Origin of the sequence: Fusibacillus kribbianus, from assembly GCF_030053595.1 — a bacterium.
Lineage (GTDB): Bacteria > Bacillota > Clostridia > Lachnospirales > Lachnospiraceae > Lientehia > Lientehia kribbiana.
The window spans coordinates 103,959-119,707 of record NZ_JASGBQ010000003.1 but is presented as its reverse complement, the minus strand read 5'-3'; the positions used below and the strand labels follow the sequence as shown (position 1 = coordinate 119,707).

The 15,749-nt window shown below is 38.5% G+C and carries 15 protein-coding genes; all 15 read left to right on the top strand.

The features are described from left to right. Positions 1-96 precede the first annotated feature (96 nt). The 15 genes from QJ036_RS03580 to QJ036_RS03510 are packed head-to-tail and all read left to right on the top strand — an operon-like array spanning position 97 to position 15,706. A complete protein-coding gene (locus QJ036_RS03580) occupies positions 97-1,062 on the top strand; it encodes a DUF6625 family protein (RefSeq protein WP_283230068.1) in 966 nt (321 codons plus the stop codon). A 31-nt stretch (positions 1,063-1,093) separates the two neighbouring features. Then, positions 1,094-2,089, top strand: a complete 996-nt coding sequence (locus QJ036_RS03575; RefSeq protein WP_283230067.1) for a glycosyltransferase — start codon at positions 1,094-1,096, stop codon at positions 2,087-2,089. A gap of 50 nt (positions 2,090-2,139) precedes the next feature. Beyond that, a complete protein-coding gene (locus QJ036_RS03570) occupies positions 2,140-3,267 on the top strand; it encodes a glycosyltransferase (protein ID WP_283230066.1) in 1,128 nt (375 codons plus the stop codon). After that, positions 3,264-4,244: a glycosyltransferase family 2 protein gene (locus QJ036_RS03565; RefSeq protein WP_283230065.1), complete on the top strand. Its 981-nt coding sequence runs from the start codon at positions 3,264-3,266 to the stop codon at positions 4,242-4,244. The genes QJ036_RS03570 and QJ036_RS03565 overlap by 4 nt, the downstream gene beginning before the upstream one ends. A gap of 33 nt (positions 4,245-4,277) precedes the next feature. Then, a complete protein-coding gene (locus QJ036_RS03560; RefSeq protein ID WP_283230064.1) occupies positions 4,278-4,877 on the top strand; it encodes a serine acetyltransferase in 600 nt (199 codons plus the stop codon). After that, on the top strand, positions 4,858-5,835 hold the full coding sequence (locus tag QJ036_RS03555; protein WP_283230063.1) for a glycosyltransferase: 978 nt from the start codon (positions 4,858-4,860) through the stop codon (positions 5,833-5,835). Before QJ036_RS03560 ends, QJ036_RS03555 begins: the two co-directional genes overlap by 20 nt. Positions 5,836-5,852: 17 nt before the next feature. Next, the gene (locus QJ036_RS03550) at positions 5,853-6,998 is read left to right on the top strand and encodes a polysaccharide pyruvyl transferase family protein (RefSeq protein WP_283230062.1); all 1,146 of its coding nucleotides are present in this window, start codon (positions 5,853-5,855) and stop codon (positions 6,996-6,998) included. A 20-nt stretch (positions 6,999-7,018) separates the two neighbouring features. Continuing rightward, positions 7,019-8,551 carry a lipopolysaccharide biosynthesis protein gene (locus tag QJ036_RS03545; protein WP_283230061.1) on the top strand — a complete coding sequence of 511 codons (1,533 nt, stop codon included), beginning with the start codon at positions 7,019-7,021 and terminating at the stop codon, positions 8,549-8,551. Then, a complete protein-coding gene (locus QJ036_RS03540; protein WP_283230060.1) occupies positions 8,541-9,740 on the top strand; it encodes a Coenzyme F420 hydrogenase/dehydrogenase, beta subunit C-terminal domain in 1,200 nt (399 codons plus the stop codon). The genes QJ036_RS03545 and QJ036_RS03540 overlap by 11 nt, the downstream gene beginning before the upstream one ends. Then, entirely contained in the window at positions 9,733-10,704 is a 972-nt protein-coding gene (locus QJ036_RS03535) for a glycosyltransferase family 2 protein (protein WP_283230059.1), read from the top strand. The genes QJ036_RS03540 and QJ036_RS03535 overlap by 8 nt, the downstream gene beginning before the upstream one ends. A gap of 9 nt (positions 10,705-10,713) precedes the next feature. Further along, positions 10,714-11,268: a serine O-acetyltransferase gene (locus QJ036_RS03530; RefSeq protein ID WP_283230058.1), complete on the top strand. Its 555-nt coding sequence runs from the start codon at positions 10,714-10,716 to the stop codon at positions 11,266-11,268. Positions 11,269-11,276: 8 nt separating this feature from the next. Then, positions 11,277-11,825: an LbetaH domain-containing protein gene (locus tag QJ036_RS03525; RefSeq protein ID WP_283230057.1), complete on the top strand. Its 549-nt coding sequence runs from the start codon at positions 11,277-11,279 to the stop codon at positions 11,823-11,825. A 21-nt stretch (positions 11,826-11,846) separates the two neighbouring features. Beyond that, a complete protein-coding gene (locus QJ036_RS03520) occupies positions 11,847-13,409 on the top strand; it encodes a DUF1919 domain-containing protein (RefSeq protein ID WP_283230056.1) in 1,563 nt (520 codons plus the stop codon). 3 nt (positions 13,410-13,412) lie between these two features. Further along, positions 13,413-14,582, top strand: a complete 1,170-nt coding sequence (locus QJ036_RS03515; protein WP_283230055.1) for a Coenzyme F420 hydrogenase/dehydrogenase, beta subunit C-terminal domain — start codon at positions 13,413-13,415, stop codon at positions 14,580-14,582. 5 nt (positions 14,583-14,587) lie between these two features. Then, positions 14,588-15,706 (top strand): polysaccharide pyruvyl transferase family protein, encoded by a 1,119-nt coding sequence (locus tag QJ036_RS03510; protein WP_283230054.1) that lies wholly within the window; start codon positions 14,588-14,590, stop codon positions 15,704-15,706. The last annotated feature ends 43 nt before the right edge of the window (positions 15,707-15,749 follow it).

Sequence of the window (15,749 nt, the reverse complement as noted above, 5' to 3'; positions counted from 1 at the left end):
GTTATTGAATGAGGGAAGAAAGATAATCGTTTGGACTAGAAAACATATCCCATAAAAATCTGAAATTTTATTTGCCAGAAAGGTTATAGGATATTTATGAAAAATAAAGTTGTATTCATAATACCGTATTTTGGGAAAGTGCCTCCTTATTTTTCTTTGTGGCTACAATCTGCAGAGAAAAACCTTGATTTTGATTTTTTAATTTATTCGGATCTTCAATTGAATATAAATCCAGAATCAAATGTAAAACAAATAAAAGTATCTTTTGGGGAATTGAAGTGTAAAATAGAAAAACTACTAAATAAAAAAGTGCGTTTAAAATCACCATATAAGCTGTGTGATTATAGGCCGATGTATGGTTTGTTATTTGAAGAAAATATTCAAAAATATGATTTCTGGGGATTTATGGATGTTGACCTTATTTTGGGGAATATTTCTAAATTTATATCAGATGAATTACTTGATTTGCATGATAAACTATATTATGAAGGACACTTTAGCCTCTTTCGCAATTGTGAATTGATGAACACGCTTTTTATGAGACAATATCCGCATATAATGGATTGGGAATATGCGTTTTCCACAGATTATGCATGCCATTTTGACGAAAATGGCACGGTTGCATGGGCACACGAGGTCGATCCAGATTGCGGCATAAGGTTCTACACAGCGTGGGATTTTCTGGACGTTCCTGTCGATAGCTATGAAATAATCGATGGAAAATCAAGTGGGTATGTTTTATGGATTGATGGAATACTTAAATTTTGCTCTTTTGATGGAAAGAAAACAAGAGAACTTATGTATATTCATCTCCAGAAAAGAACGATGAACGAATTTGTTACGAATAATTCTATAGGCTTTGCTATTGCTAGGAATACATTTTACAATTTAGATATGATTCGATGCGCAGAATATACTGAGCCAGAAAAAAATGTTGAAAAGATTGAAAAATTTAGAACAGAAAGAAAATATGCTCGGCGAAAACAGATAGTAATAAATCTAATAAATGGGGCGCTTCGGGCAAGAATTTATCGTATAATCAGAAAATTAAAATGTAGGTAGCGACTATTCAGATAAAAAAGGAGAAAATGAAATGCTTCCAATTGTATCAGTTGTTGTTCCTGTTTATAACATAGAGCAATATATTGACGATTGTGTAGATTCTATTCTAAAGTCTACATATAAAAATATCGAAATAATTTTGGTTGATGACGGCTCACAGGATAGCAGTTCAGACAAATGTGACCTATGGAAAACAAAAGATTCGAGAATACGGGTTATTCATCAAGAAAATCAGGGAGTGTCTGTAGCAAGAAATATTGGAATTGAAGCTTCCGGTGGAGAATACATTATGTTTGTGGATGGAGATGACATTATACATCCTCAAATGATTTATAGTCTACTTAAAGTGGCGATTGAAAATAAAAGTGAAATTGTATTTTGCAAATATGAAAAGTTTTATAATAAAGAGCAAATCGAAAATTTAATAATGATGGATTTATCTTTATTTGAAACGGATTTTTGTTCTTCTGAAGAGTACCTTGTAAAATTATTGCAATACTCAACTTTTGACGTAGTATGGAATGGATTGTATTATCGCAAGGTTGTATTAAATAATAAATTTGAAATTGGAAAAAGGAATGAAGATTTATGGTGGAAATATTTGGTAGTAGATTCTACTGGTAAAATAGCTAGTATATCGAGTTGTTTATATTATTATAGACAAAGGCAAGGAAGTATTATGTCGACATTTTCTGGTATAAAAAATCTTGATTATTTAGAAGGAAAATATTATAGAGCACGATATATAGCTGATAAATATCCTGCGATGAGAATGTTGGCTTTTAGTAATGTGTTGGCAGAATGCATGAACGCTTATGTACTTGCAAAATCACGTCTGCAAGGGCAAGAACGTGAAAAGGCGATAGATATGATCATCAAATTTCGGAAAAAGACGAGTTTAACAGTGGTGGAGATTTTAAAGGATAAAAGAATTTTTCTGTCGAGAAAATTATCGCTAATATTGCAAAATAAATTTTTTAAACCCGCTTGTTTTTTAAAAATGCTGGTGCTAAATAAATCTTTTTAGAAATAATAACGAAAGGTACCGGTTATACAATATAGGAGGAAAGCGTCATTATGAAGAGGGTGCTTTTTTTAATCCATGACTTGGGCCAGGGCGGCGCAGAAAAGGTTCTGGTGAATCTGGTCAATAACATGGATGATTCAAAATTTGATATTACTGTAATGACGCTTTTTGACAGTGGAGAGAATCGTCAGTTTTTAGGGAAAAATGTAAGGTACAAGACTTGGTGCAAGAAAATGATTCCGGGCAATTCACATTTGATGAAACTACTTAGCCCGAAGCAGCTTCATAAGCTCATTATTAAAGAGCACTACGATATAGAAATATCATATTTGGAAGGCCCTTGTGCCAGAGTGATCAGTGGATGCAGTGATCCAACTGTTAAAATGCTGACCTGGATTCATATTGAACAGCATACGGCAAAACGGGCGGCGGTGTCCTTCAGAAATGTAGCAGAGGCTAAGGAGTGCTATGGGCGGTTTGATCGTATTATATGTGTTTCCCAGACTGTAAAGCAGGATTTTTTACAAGCATTGCAGATTCCTGTGCCTCATGAAGTGTTATATAATACCAATGAGAGCGACAAAATCATTCGACTTTCACAGGAAGCTGTGGAGCCGGGGATGATAAATCCTAATGAGATCAAGCTGGTGGGGGTGGGAAAGTTACTAAAGAGCAAGGGCTTTGATCGGGTTGCAAGGATCGTAAAACGTTTGAAAGAACAAGGTTATCCAGTTCATCTCTATATACTTGGAGAGGGACCGGAACGCAACAGTCTCCAGGAATACATTCAGCAAAATGGGCTCGAACACAGTATTACTCTTTTGGGATATCAGATAAACCCCTACAGATATGTAGCAAAGTGTGATCTGTTTGTTTGTGCCAGCTTTGCAGAAGGCTTTTCCACTGCAGCAACGGAGGCACTGATTGTCGGTACACCTGTTTGTACTGTCGAAGTTTCTGGTATGAAGGAAATGCTGGGAGAGAATAATGAATATGGTCTTGTGGTTGAGAATAATGAAGAGGCCTTGTATCAAGGGATTAAGCGTTTCTTTGTGGAACCGGGGTTACTGGAATATTACACGAAACAGGCGGAACGGAGAGGAAAATATTTTAGCGCAGAAAAAACAGTGCAGGCGGTTGAGAAACTGCTGATTCAATTATGTGAGGAAAAGGTATGATTAGTGTGATTGTGCCTGCGTTTAACGTAGAATCTACGATAATTAGAACATTAGACAGTATTTTGGCGCAAACCTATTCGGAAATTGAAGTCATCGTAGTAGATGATGGTTCGACAGATAAAACCGGAAGGATAATTGATACATATTCTTCTCAGCATAAGCGGGTTATAGTAATACATACGCAAAATCAGGGAGTAACGGCTGCGCGTTTAGCAGGAGTGGAGCAGGCATCCGGTGAGTGGATTGGTTTTGTGGATGGAGATGATGAAATTGAGCCGGATATGTATGAGATGCTCTTGAAAAATGCGGAGCAATATGGGGCTGATATTTCTCATTGTGGGTATCAGATGATTTTTTCTGATGGTCGCATCAGCTGCTTTCATAATACAGGCTGTCTTGTACAGCAAGACAGAACAACAGGTCTGAAGGACCTGTTGGATGGATCACTTGTCGAGCCGGGCCTGTGTAATAAGCTCTTTCACAAGACCTTGTTCCACAGCTTGTTACACACTGAGGTGATGGACAGAAGTATTAAAATCAATGAAGATTTACTTATGAACTACATTTTGTTTTCTAATGCCAATATGTCAATTTTCCAGGATACCTGCAAATATCACTATTTGGTGCGTAACACATCGACATCCAGGGTTTCTCTGAACCAACAAAAAGTTTTTGACCCAATTCGTGTGAAGCAGTTGATCCTGGACATGAAAATTGATGGAATGACGGAAGCAGCGGAAAAAGCTTATATCGGTACATGCGTCAACGTATATAATTCTCTGGTGCTGGATAGAACTGGTCAGTTCACACTGGAACAAAAAACGGTATGGAATTTAATTAAAAAGCATAAAGAGTGGATTCCGCTTTTGAGCAGAAAACAGCAGTTCCTTGCTTATTTGATTTTGAATTGGTCAATCGGATATAAGCCGATTTATCGCTTTTATGCAAAATATTTGTTGAAGAATTGCTATGAGTAACTTTCCCTACCGTAGCAGAGAGAAGGTGAAGATATGATGGAGAAAGTTTTTCTGATTTTAACTATCTGGCGTTCTATACCGGTGTTTATTGCTTTTCATTCATTGCGGAACAAACAAGCAGTTATGGAGGATATGCGCCGTTGGGGTGAAAATGAAACATTATGGAGCTTGCACAAATTATTTGTACGGTCTAAACTTTTCAGAAGAATTTTCCTGACAAGAGTTTCGTTTGAATCAAGAAAGCTGCAAAAAATTGTGAGACTTTTTTATAAGCCGGCAGAAGATTTTTCAGTAGATGTAATTTCCAAGAAAATAGGTGGCGGTTTCTTAGTATGTCACGGAAATTCCACGATTGTTTATGCACAAAGCATCGGCAAAAACTTTTTGGTTCATCAAAATGTTACAGTAGGACGTGGAAAAAAGATTGATGGCAACAATGTGCCTGACATTGGGGATAATGTCTTTATTGGAACAGGCGCGATTGTAATTGGCGGAATTCATATTGGGAATAATGTGAAAATTGGGGCTGGTGCACTGGTGAATAAAGATGTTCCGGATAATTGTACAGTAGTAGGTAATCCAATGAGAATTATTTGCAAAAAAGGAATGGAAGATGAAGGAATCGTTAATTAGCGTAATTGTACCAGTTTACAAAGTAGAAAAATACTTGGATCGGTGTGTGGAATCAATTATTGGACAAACATACAGCAATCTTGAGGTCATTCTTGTAGATGACGGTTCACCGGATCATTGTCCTGCCATGTGTGATGCCTGGGCGAAAAAAGATAGCAGGATTAAAGTTATTCATAAAAAGAATGGCGGTTTGTCCGATGCCAGGAACGCAGGAATGGAAGTGTCCAACGGAGATCTGATTGGGTTTGTGGACAGTGATGATTGGATTGCTCCAGATATGTACCAATGCCTGTATGAGATCATGAAAGCAGATAACAGTGACATTTCTGCATGTGGTGTTAAAATGGTTTGGGAGAATGGGACTGCATCCCGGATGTTGACGGAATCTGGAAATTGTGTTCTGAGTAAAGAAGAAGCTATGCGGGCATTGATTGAAGAATCCTGGATTAAACAGCCGGTGTGGTATAAATTGTATAATGCAGATATAATTCGACATATTTCATTTCCCGTCGGAAAGTACCATGAGGATGTGTTCTGGAGCTATCAGGTAATTGGAGCGGCAGGGCGGGTCAGCGTGATAGATCATGTAGGCTATTATTATTGGCAGCGTAGTGGAAGTATTATGGGCGAGGCATATTCGCTGAAACGTCTGGATGCAATTGAGGCGATGGAACACAGGCAGGATTATTTGGAAAATAATTTTCCTGCTCTGGCAACAAGAGCCAGATGCAGCCTATGGTTTTCCTGCATGTATCATGGTCAAAAAATACTTTGCGAAATACAAAAGAAAGATCAAGCGAATGCGATGGAGTATTTGAGGGGCGTTATTCGAAGACACCCGTTTTTATCAAATTCTCTGAATGAGCTGGGGCGGAAAGAAAAAATTTGGCTCAGCATTGAAAAAACATCATTGCAAGCTGCCTGTAGAATTAGAAATGCACTTGGAATTGGATTATGATAAGAAAAGGATAAACGATGGGAAGCAAAAAAGTATTATATATGCATACGGGGAGCGGAAACCATGGATGCGAGGCGATTATTCGTACTACTTCAAAACTGTTAAATGGACCCAATAATGTGATTTTGTGGTCCAATGCGAGATCTGAGGATATTCAATATGGATCTGCACAGGGATTTGAGAAGGTAGTTGTCCCGGAGGAACTTGAACGGTTCAGCCCAGCTTATTTTGAAGCATTGGTGAAACGAAAGCTGCTTCATCGTGAAAAAGCAAACATGGAAGTTTTCTTGAGAGAATTGTTCAAAGATAATGTGGCTATTTCAGTTGGTGGAGATAATTATTGTTATGAGTGGTCTGCAAAACAAGCCGTTCTGTTCGATAAGGAGATAAGGAAATATTGTGCAGCTTCTGTATTGTGGGGGTGTTCGATTGACCCGGATGCTATTACTCCGGAGGTTCGTGAGGATTTAGCGGGATTTAACCTGATTACCGCGCGGGAAACGATTACATATCAACTGCTGAAAGAAATCAACTCCCATACAGTGAAAGTGGCTGATCCGGCATTCCTGCTGGAACGTGTAGACTTGCCGCTGCCAAAAGGGTTCCAGGAAGGAAATACTGTTGGTATCAATGTGAGTCCGCTGATTATGAAATATGGTACGGAAGGCAGTTTGATCCTTGAAAATTATCGTATATTGATTCACTATATTCTTGAGAAAACAGACATGAGTGTTTGTCTGATTCCACACGTTGTTTGGCCATACAATAATGACATGGAACCAATCAATGTACTGCATCATGAGTTTGAGGACTCCAGTCGGGTGAGTAGGATTATGGATGGTAACTGTTGTGAGTTGAAAGGCTATATTGCTCGATGCCGTTTTTTTGTAGGAGCGCGCACTCATGCAACCATTGCAGCCTATTCCTCCTGTGTGCCAACATTGGTTGTTGGTTATTCAGTGAAGTCACGGGGGATTGCGCAGGATCTTTTTGGAACGGAGGAGGGGTATGTGCTGCCGGTGCAGGGAATTAAAGGAGAAGATGATTTGAAATTTTATTTTCAAAGAATGCTGGAGCAGGAGTATGAAGAAAAAAATCACCTGGCTGATGTGATTCCGGCTTATAAGGAATTGGCTGCATCAGCGGCGAATTACATATTATAGAATTATTTGAGGAAATGAAAATGAATCAACGTAAAGCAGGTACATTATTGTCGTATGCTTATATCATCATAACAAACACCATATCGCTTTTTTATACTCCATATATGCTACGGATGATGGGGCAAAGTGAATATGGTTTGTATGGAACAGCATCTTCGTTTATATCTTATCTTTCGGTCTTAAGCTTTGGAATCGGGGGTGCTTATATCCGCTTTAATGCGAGGGCAAGAGCAAGCGGGGACAGAGATGAGGAACGTAGGCTGAACGGTATGTTTTTAACCGTCTTTTCGGTGCTATCCTTACTGGTGCTGATTGTCGGCTTGATTTTTATTGTTTTGGCAGGCAGGTTGGTTAAGGAAACCTTCACTTCCCAGGAACTGTTCAAGCTGCGGGTCATCATGCTGATATTAATACTCAATATGATGGTTTCGTTTATTTGCAATGTTTTTATGATGGCATTGCAGGCCTATGAACAGTTTTTCTTTATACGAATAGCACTTTTGATTGCTGGTATTGTGCAGCCGATTGTTAATGTTATTGCTCTGTCCCAGGGCGGGCGTTCTATCACGATTACATTGATTTCTTTTGGGATTGGCCTGTTGACGTATTTGTCAATGTTTCTTTATGCACGTAAGGCAATTCAATTTGAGGTGTCATTTTCGGGGTTTCAGAAAGATGTACTCAAAGAGATATTTGTTTTCTCGGGTTTTTTGTTTTTGAATTCTATTACGGATCAGATTACGTTTTCAACAGATAATGTGGTTTTGAGCGCGACCAAGGGAACAACAGTCGTAGCAATTTATAATGTCGGTTCCAGTTTTAAGGGGTATTTCCAAAATTTTTCGACATCGATTTCTTCGGTTTTTTCACCTCAGGTCAATCAGCTAGTAGCTCAAAATCGGCCGATGAAGGAACTGGATGAAATCTTTATCAGAATCGGTCGGATTCAGTTTTATGTGGTTTCTCTGGTATTAATAGGATATTGTACCATAGGCTATGATTTTGTTTGTTTGTGGGCCGGTAATGATTATAGCGATTCGTTTTACATAGGGTTATTACTTATGCTCGCGGTGTCTATCCCTTCTTTTCAAAATGTAGGATTGGAAATTCAAAAGGCAAAGAATAAGCATAAAGTCCGTAGTGTTGTTTATTTTTTTATTGCTTTATTTAATGTGTTGATGACAATTCCAATGTCAATAAAGTGGGATGGTATTGGCGCAGCAGCGGCTACGACAATTTGCATGTTTGTTGGTTATACTGTATTTATGAATTATTATAATTATAAATACTTGGGAATGAATATTCCTGCATTTTGGAAATCAATTTTTTCGATTCTTCCGGGATATATTCCAACGGTAATTGCAAGCGTTCTGATTTATCAGTTTTGGAGCATTGAATCTTATCTGGATGTCCTTTTGGCGGCAATTGTAATTAGCGGGGTGTTTTTATTGTCTGTATGGAAATTTAGTATGAATGATTATGAACGCGAATTAATAGGAAAGCCAGTTCGGAAGATATTGAGAACTATGGGAATTTGTAAAAATGAAAGGTGAAAGTATGTTGGCAGAAAAAACACTCTGCACGGGGTGTGGTAGTTGTACAATAATATGCCCCTACCATTGTATTGATATGGAGGAAGATGAGGAGGGCTTCTTGTACCCGAATGTTAATTCTCAAAAATGTGTATCTTGCGGATTGTGTGAGCAATCCTGTCCGGTACTAACGAATAAAGGTGTGCAACCGATTTGTAGGACAGAATCGTTTGCGGTACAGAATAAGGATGAGAATATTCGCAGAAAAAGTTCATCTGGTGGTGTATTTATTGATTTAGCACTATCCATCTTGGGGCAGGGCGGGGTGGTCTGTGCGGCAAAGTATTCTAAAGATTTTGATGTTATTCATAGTATAGCAACAACCAAAGAAGAACTGCTGGATTATTGTGGCGCAAAGTATGCACAAAGTAAGATCGGGCAATGCTTTATATATATTAAGAAGATGCTTCATCAGGGAGGCAAAATTCTGTTTGTAGGTACGCCATGTCAGGTAGCAGGATTGAGTGCATTCCTAAAACGCCCGTACGATAATCTGGTACTGGTAGATATGATTTGCCATGGTGTACCATCCCCACTTGTGTGGAGAAAATATTTGGAAGAGAGAAAACAGCGGGATGCAAATGGAGCAGAGCTTGTAGCAGTGAATTTGCGTGATAAGTCAACTGGGTGGAGCAGATACGGTTACTCTGTCCGCTTTGATTATCAAGATGGAAAGGTGTATTCTGCACATCAGGATAAAGACAGCTTTATGCAGGGATTTGTATCGAATTTGTATTTAAGACCATCTTGTAGCAACTGTAAATTCAAGGGAGTAGAAAGAATTAGTGATATTACCATCGGTGATTATTGGGGCGTTTGGAGCCAGTATCCAGAATTTGATGATAACATGGGTACATCCTTGGTGATGGTCCATTCTGAAAAAGGAAAAAAGATATGGAAAAATATTCAGAATGATTTTAGAGTTTTAGAAATTAGCAACGAGGAAGCAATCCAGTATAATCCAAGTGCAACGAAAAGTTCATCTTTCTCTTATCAACGAGCATCCTTTTATCGAGGGCTTCGGCGAGGTGAGATGGTTTCGGATTTAGTACAGACTTGCTTATCAAAGCAGAATGATCAGAAAGTAACAAATGTGCAGTGGATATTGAATAAATTATTTCACCGTGTTCGGGGGGATGTTGATGAATGATTTTATATCTGTGATAGTTCCGGTATACAATGTTGCGGCGTATCTTCCATCCTGTATTGACAGCATTTTATTCCAAGACTATTCGTCTTTAGAGGTTATTTTGATTGATGATGGTTCCACAGATGAATCCGGAGAGATTTGCGATGAATACGCTCAAAAGGATCGCCGAATCAAAGTGATTCATCAAACTAATGGAGGTGCAGCGGCGGCAAAAAATGCAGGTTTACGAATTGCGTCTGGGGAATTTCTTAGTTTTGTGGATAGTGATGATTTTCTTGAACCTGGTGCGTATAGCCATATGATTCAAGTTATGCAAGAGCAAAGTGCAGATGTTGTTCAGTGTTCCTATCAAGATATATTTAAAGATCATATGGAAGAGCACGTCTTAAAAAAGGTGACACTAAATCAAATTGATTTTTTGGTATTATTTACAGAAGATTGGACATGTGCACTGTTATGGGATAAACTTTATAAAAGATCATTATATGAGGAGATTTTTTTTGAAACCGGTCATAAAATTGATGATGAATACTTTACTTATCGCGGTATTTTAAATGCGAAAAAAATTGTACGCGATAGTCAAATTGTGTATAATTATCGCAAACGGGCTTCCAGCGTTATGTACTCTCCGACCTCAGCCCGGCAGATTATCTCTGACCGGATTGATTATCTGAGCAAACGCAGAAAAAATGTGATTGCCTGCTTCCCGCAGCTAAGGGCAGTGTATGATAATCATTTTTTGAATATGATGATTATTCTCAGCCGGGATGAAAATGCAACAGAGGAAAATTTGAAGTCAATTCGTTTGTATCTTAAGGAATATTTTTACGAGAAACCGCACACGAAACCAGATTATCGCCTTATCCCGTCTCTGAGCAAATTGATGTTTTGGGGTTCAAAGAAGAATTTGAGAAGGAAAAGGATGGCGCAACCGTTGAATAATCTGGATTCCTTTTTTGAATGAGGTTTAATTATGCAAAAACTAAGAAGAATTTCGTGGATGTTCCGTTTGCTCTTTATTCTTCCGGGGATTAAGTGGAACGATGAAGCATTCCACAAAGATCTTGTCCGGTGGAAAGCAATCTTGAATATAGGGGAATCTGATATGGTTGCTCTGGCGCAGCTCTTGAGCAATAAGCCGGAATTTCGGAATTTGTTTATTTACCGGAACAACCACCGGCCTATTTACCGTTGCTGGATTACACTTTGGTATCGTCCTATGAATACTCTTTATATTGAAACACCGAAAATTGGCGGTGGGTTGTACATTCAACATGGCTTTGCTACTATGATTGCAGCAAAATCGATTGGTGAAAACTGTTGGATTAATCAACAGGTAACAATTGGTTATAATGGGCATGGCGATCCTCCGGTGATTGGAAATAATGTAATGATTACCTGTGGAGCGAAAGTATTAGGGAACATTACAGTTGGAGATAATGCTGTAATCGGAGCTAACGCTGTGGTGATTCATGATGTGGAAGCTGGAGCAAAAATGGGTGGTGTTCCAGCACATAGGTTAAAGTGAGTGATTATATGATCCAAACAAAAAAAGACTTGATAGACTATTTGTCCAGAGATATGAGTTTTTATTATTGTCAAAGTAGAAAAGAACGATTTGTGTACCGAATTACACATGATCCTATTTTTTATATCGCAAAATATATTCGTTTGTTGAGAATAGAAGAATACTATTTTAATGTAAAGAAAGGAAAGGTAGGGACATTCTTTTACCTCTGGTCTTTTAGAAGGAAAAATAATATTGGGAATAAATTAGGGATAAAGATACCAAAAAATACATTTGGTCCGGGGCTTACTATCTATCACCATGGGGAAATTATAGTCAACGAAAAAGCACAAATTGGAGCGGATGCTAAACTGCATGGTGGAAATTGCATAGGGAATAATGGGAAAAATGATGAAGCACCACAGATTGGTGACGGACTTGATTTGGGAATAGGTGCTAAGATAATAGGCGATGTTTCTCTTGGAAATAATATTTGTGTTGGAGCCAATGCAGTGGTGACAAAATCTTTCTCTGGTGACAATCTTACTTTGATTGGGATTCCCGCAAGAAAAAGATGAACGGAGGCGGATTGTGATTATATGAGAGTTACTGTAATTATTCCCGTTTACAATGCAGAAAAAACATTGCAACGATGCGTTGAGTCTATTCTATACGGGTTAGAACGTTCAATCCAGGTAATCTTAGTGGATGATTGTTCTTTGGATGGAAGTTGGGAGATATGTCAACAGCTCAAAAGAGAGTATTCACAAATAAACTGCATTCAAAATGATAGAAATAGGGGAGTTTCATATACGCGTAATCAGGGGCTTAAGAAAGCATTGGGTGAGTACATTCTTTTTGTAGATAGTGATGATTGGGTTTCTGGAAAATATGTGAGTACATTGCTTCATATGGCAGAGAAGCAACCAAATTCTTTGATTTTGTGTGGCTTTTATTTTGTTAATCAAATGCAAGGCTTTAAAGAAATATTTTTATTTGATTACGGCGAAAAAACTAAAAAACTACCGATTTGTACTACACTTTTTGAACTCAAGGATAAAGTGCATCTACAGCAGCTTTGGAACAAAATATTTCGTCGGGATATGATTGAAAAAGCACATATTCGCTTTGATGAAAACCAGAGCATGGGTGAGGATTTTCAGTTTGTTCTGGATTATATGCAGGCAGCTGAAATTCAGGAATGCGTGGTGATTAACCAGCCGTTATATTATTATATCCGATGGAATGAAAATTCTTTGATGAGCAATTTTGGCGCGGAGACATGGGAAAATGCAAAAATGCGCTTTCAACAGCTTTGTTATCTTTGCGGCAATACATTGGAAGCAAAAGAAAGGTATCAGAAACAGATAGAACAACTTCAAAGTAACTATATTTATCATGCAATGCATTCTGGTAAATTGACAACACAGGAAAAAATAGAAACGATAAAGAAACTGAACGCGAATGAAAGTGCCCAGAAAATCTATCATAGATACAAGGTAACGATGACGAAGGAGAGTATTAAAGCAGGGGTGTATACCGTTCGTCAAGTTCTTGCCAGAGGATGGGGGAAATTTTCCAGAATATGCAGGCAGAAAAAAATAGAAAAAATACGTCCACAGTTGCGTAATCGAGATATTACGATTATTTCCCAGAATTGTATTGGAGGAGTGTTCTACCATGATATGAAATTGCCGTTTTCTTCCCCAACGATCAACCTCTTTATCAGGGAGCCGGATTTTGTTCGGATGGTCTGCAATTTGGAGTATTATATGAATGCAGAACTTGAACTGTTCTGGGGAGAAGAATACCCGATTGGTGTTTTAGGAGGGGATGTACATATTGACTTTATGCATTATCATTCTTGTAGCGAAGCCAGAGAAAGCTGGGAACGGCGTAAAAAACGAATTAATTGGAAAAACATTGTGATTTTAGCAACAGATCGTAATGGTTTTACGGATGAAGTTTTTAGGCAATGGAAGACAGTCAGGTATCCGAAAGTGTTATTTACAGTCAATGAAGCATTCAAGGATGAATCGGGGACCATTGTGTATTCACAATATGCAGAAAAAAATTTTGTGCCTGATTTGATTCCAAATAGGGAATTTTACAAGGACGGAGTAGTATTATCTGTTGTTAATCACAGCAGTGCAGGGTGTTAAAGTATGGAATTAGTGTCAAAAGAAAAATGTTCAGGATGTATGGCTTGTGTTGAGAAATGTCCGGCAAAATGTATTTCGATGGTGGAAGATCACATGGGAAATTATTATCCACAAATCGAAGAGGCAAATTGCCTTCATTGTGGAGTATGCCAAAGGGTTTGTCCGGAATTGACGATACTTTCAGCGATGCGGCCATTTGATGCATATGCCGCCTGGAGCCTGGATGATTTGGATCGAAAAACGAGTGCCTCCGGTGGTGCGGCATCTGTTTTTTATCGCCATGCATTGGATATGGGGTATTGGATTGCAGGAGTAAAGTATACGAAAAAGTTTCATGTAGTTCATTCGCTTTCCAATCAGATGGAGATAGTGGATGATTTCAAACAATCAAAATATGTCTATTCTGAGTCAGCCGATATTTATCAAAAGGTAAAGGAGCGATTAACTGCAGGACAAAAGGTCCTGTTTATATCTTTGCCATGCAAAATTGCTGGGTTGTTGGGATATTTTGGGAAAAAGCCTGACAATTTGGTTACAGTGGATCTTGTCTGTCATGGGACTCCTCCTTATCGACATTTGATGGAACATATTGATTGTGTGAAAGGGAAACACGTTCCAGCTTTCCTGAAATTTCGTCGAGATAATGAATATGTTTTTCAGCTATTCGATGAAAATAATGCGATGATTTATTCCAAGCTGGGGCGTATGGATTCCTATCTTGCAGCTTTTCTGGAGGGAATCAACTATCGGGAATCTTGTTATCATTGCAGTTATGCAAAACCAGAAAGAATTTCAGACATTACAGTCTGTGACTTCTGGGGGCTGGGGCAGGAAACACCATTTGACCACCCGTATTCGGGGGCAATTTCCGCAGTCCTCATTAACACAGAACAGGGGGAGAGCTTTTTTCAGGGATGCCAGAAGTATCTTTTTACAGAACAGCGCCCTGTTGATGAAGCTATCAGAGGGAACGCTCAGCTAAACAGTCCGACGCTGTATCCATCCTGTCGTGCTGAATTTGAAAAACTATATCAGAAGCAGGGATTTGATGCGGCTGTTATCTCCTGCCTTGGGGCTGTGATGAAACAGGAAGAAAAAAAGGTAAGAAAACAGCAAATGAGGGATGCATTGCGGACAACGGTGGGAATTTTTATCAAGCGATACAGGAGATAGATATTATGAGAATTGGCATTATGTCGATGCAGCGAATTACAAACTATGGTTCCTTTTTACAGGCATATGGATTAAAACAAGTGGTTGAAGAACTTTCAGGTAAGGAAGGAACTGTAGAATTTGTAGATTATCAGCCGGAAGCGCCTGTCGCTCATGTGAAAGAATCAGTCAGTAAACGTAGGTGTCTGGTAGCAAGAGTAATCAATATGATGTCATCGTCATATCGGAAATACAGAAATGAGCAGTTAAAAATAGGAAGTACATTTACGGAATTCTGTAATGCTTACCAACAAAAGTTTTTACCAACGCTCGGTGTCAGTGACAAAAGAAACTATTCTCCTAAGTTAGATCTCCTTATTATTGGAAGCGATGAAGTATTTAATTGCACCCAGCCAGAGTCTACGGTTGGATATAGCAGGCAGCTTTTTGGTAAAGACCACAATGCTAGAAAACTGATCAGCTATGCTGCATCGTTTGGTTCAACAACTCTTGAAAAATTGGAACAGTACTCAATCAAGCAAGAGGTAGGAGAGTTGTTGGGAAAGTTTGACGCTTTGTCTGTGAGAGATCAGAATTCTAGCTTAATAGTGGATGAACTTTGTCATCGAACACCTGAAAAACATATTGACCCAGTTTTATTGTACAACTTCCCGGAAGTCGATAAAATAGAAGTAAAACTAAAAGATTATCTGATTGTATATGCGTATGCAGATAGGATACAGGAGCATGAGGCAGTTGCCATCCGTAAATTTGCTGAACAAAAGCAAAAAAAGATTATTACCCTAGGATTCTGGATGCCTTGGGCAGATGAATATGTGATTGCATCTCCTTTGGAGGTGTTAGCGTACATTAAACACGCCGATTATGTAGTAACAGATACGTTCCATGGCACGATTTTCTCCATAAAATATCAGATACCGTTTGCGACGATTATTCGAAAGAGTAATCAGGAAAAGCTCGGGGACTTGCTGGACACCTTTGAACTTCAGAGTCGGCAGGTTTATAATGTTGAAGATATTGGTAAGATATTGGAAACAGATCTGCCTGAAACAGTTAAGAAACTTATAACAGATAAGCAATGTGGAGCCCGAAGCTATTTACTGCACGAGTTATCATTGCTGTAAATGGGAGGATTGTTACAAAATATTGAGCTTGGAGGTATATTTT

Bases quoted from the DNA above. Each gene is read 5' to 3' on its own strand.
- QJ036_RS03565 (WP_283230065.1), top strand. From the start codon at position 3,264: ATGATTAGTGTGATTGTGCCTGCGTTTAACGTAGAATCTACGATAATT.
- QJ036_RS03570 (WP_283230066.1), top strand. From the start codon at position 2,140: ATGAAGAGGGTGCTTTTTTTAATCCATGACTTGGGCCAGGGCGGCGCA.
- QJ036_RS03515 (WP_283230055.1), top strand. From the start codon at position 13,413: ATGGAATTAGTGTCAAAAGAAAAATGTTCAGGATGTATGGCTTGTGTT.
- QJ036_RS03560 (WP_283230064.1), top strand. From the start codon at position 4,278: ATGATGGAGAAAGTTTTTCTGATTTTAACTATCTGGCGTTCTATACCG.
- QJ036_RS03575 (WP_283230067.1), top strand. From the start codon at position 1,094: ATGCTTCCAATTGTATCAGTTGTTGTTCCTGTTTATAACATAGAGCAA.
- QJ036_RS03535 (WP_283230059.1), top strand. From the start codon at position 9,733: ATGAATGATTTTATATCTGTGATAGTTCCGGTATACAATGTTGCGGCG.
- QJ036_RS03555 (WP_283230063.1), top strand. From the start codon at position 4,858: ATGAAGGAATCGTTAATTAGCGTAATTGTACCAGTTTACAAAGTAGAA.
- QJ036_RS03525 (WP_283230057.1), top strand. From the start codon at position 11,277: ATGATCCAAACAAAAAAAGACTTGATAGACTATTTGTCCAGAGATATG.
- QJ036_RS03510 (WP_283230054.1), top strand. From the start codon at position 14,588: ATGAGAATTGGCATTATGTCGATGCAGCGAATTACAAACTATGGTTCC.
- QJ036_RS03550 (WP_283230062.1), top strand. From the start codon at position 5,853: ATGGGAAGCAAAAAAGTATTATATATGCATACGGGGAGCGGAAACCAT.
- QJ036_RS03520 (WP_283230056.1), top strand. From the start codon at position 11,847: ATGAGAGTTACTGTAATTATTCCCGTTTACAATGCAGAAAAAACATTG.
- QJ036_RS03580 (WP_283230068.1), top strand. From the start codon at position 97: ATGAAAAATAAAGTTGTATTCATAATACCGTATTTTGGGAAAGTGCCT.
- QJ036_RS03540 (WP_283230060.1), top strand. From the start codon at position 8,541: ATGAAAGGTGAAAGTATGTTGGCAGAAAAAACACTCTGCACGGGGTGT.
- QJ036_RS03530 (WP_283230058.1), top strand. From the start codon at position 10,714: ATGCAAAAACTAAGAAGAATTTCGTGGATGTTCCGTTTGCTCTTTATT.
- QJ036_RS03545 (WP_283230061.1), top strand. From the start codon at position 7,019: ATGAATCAACGTAAAGCAGGTACATTATTGTCGTATGCTTATATCATC.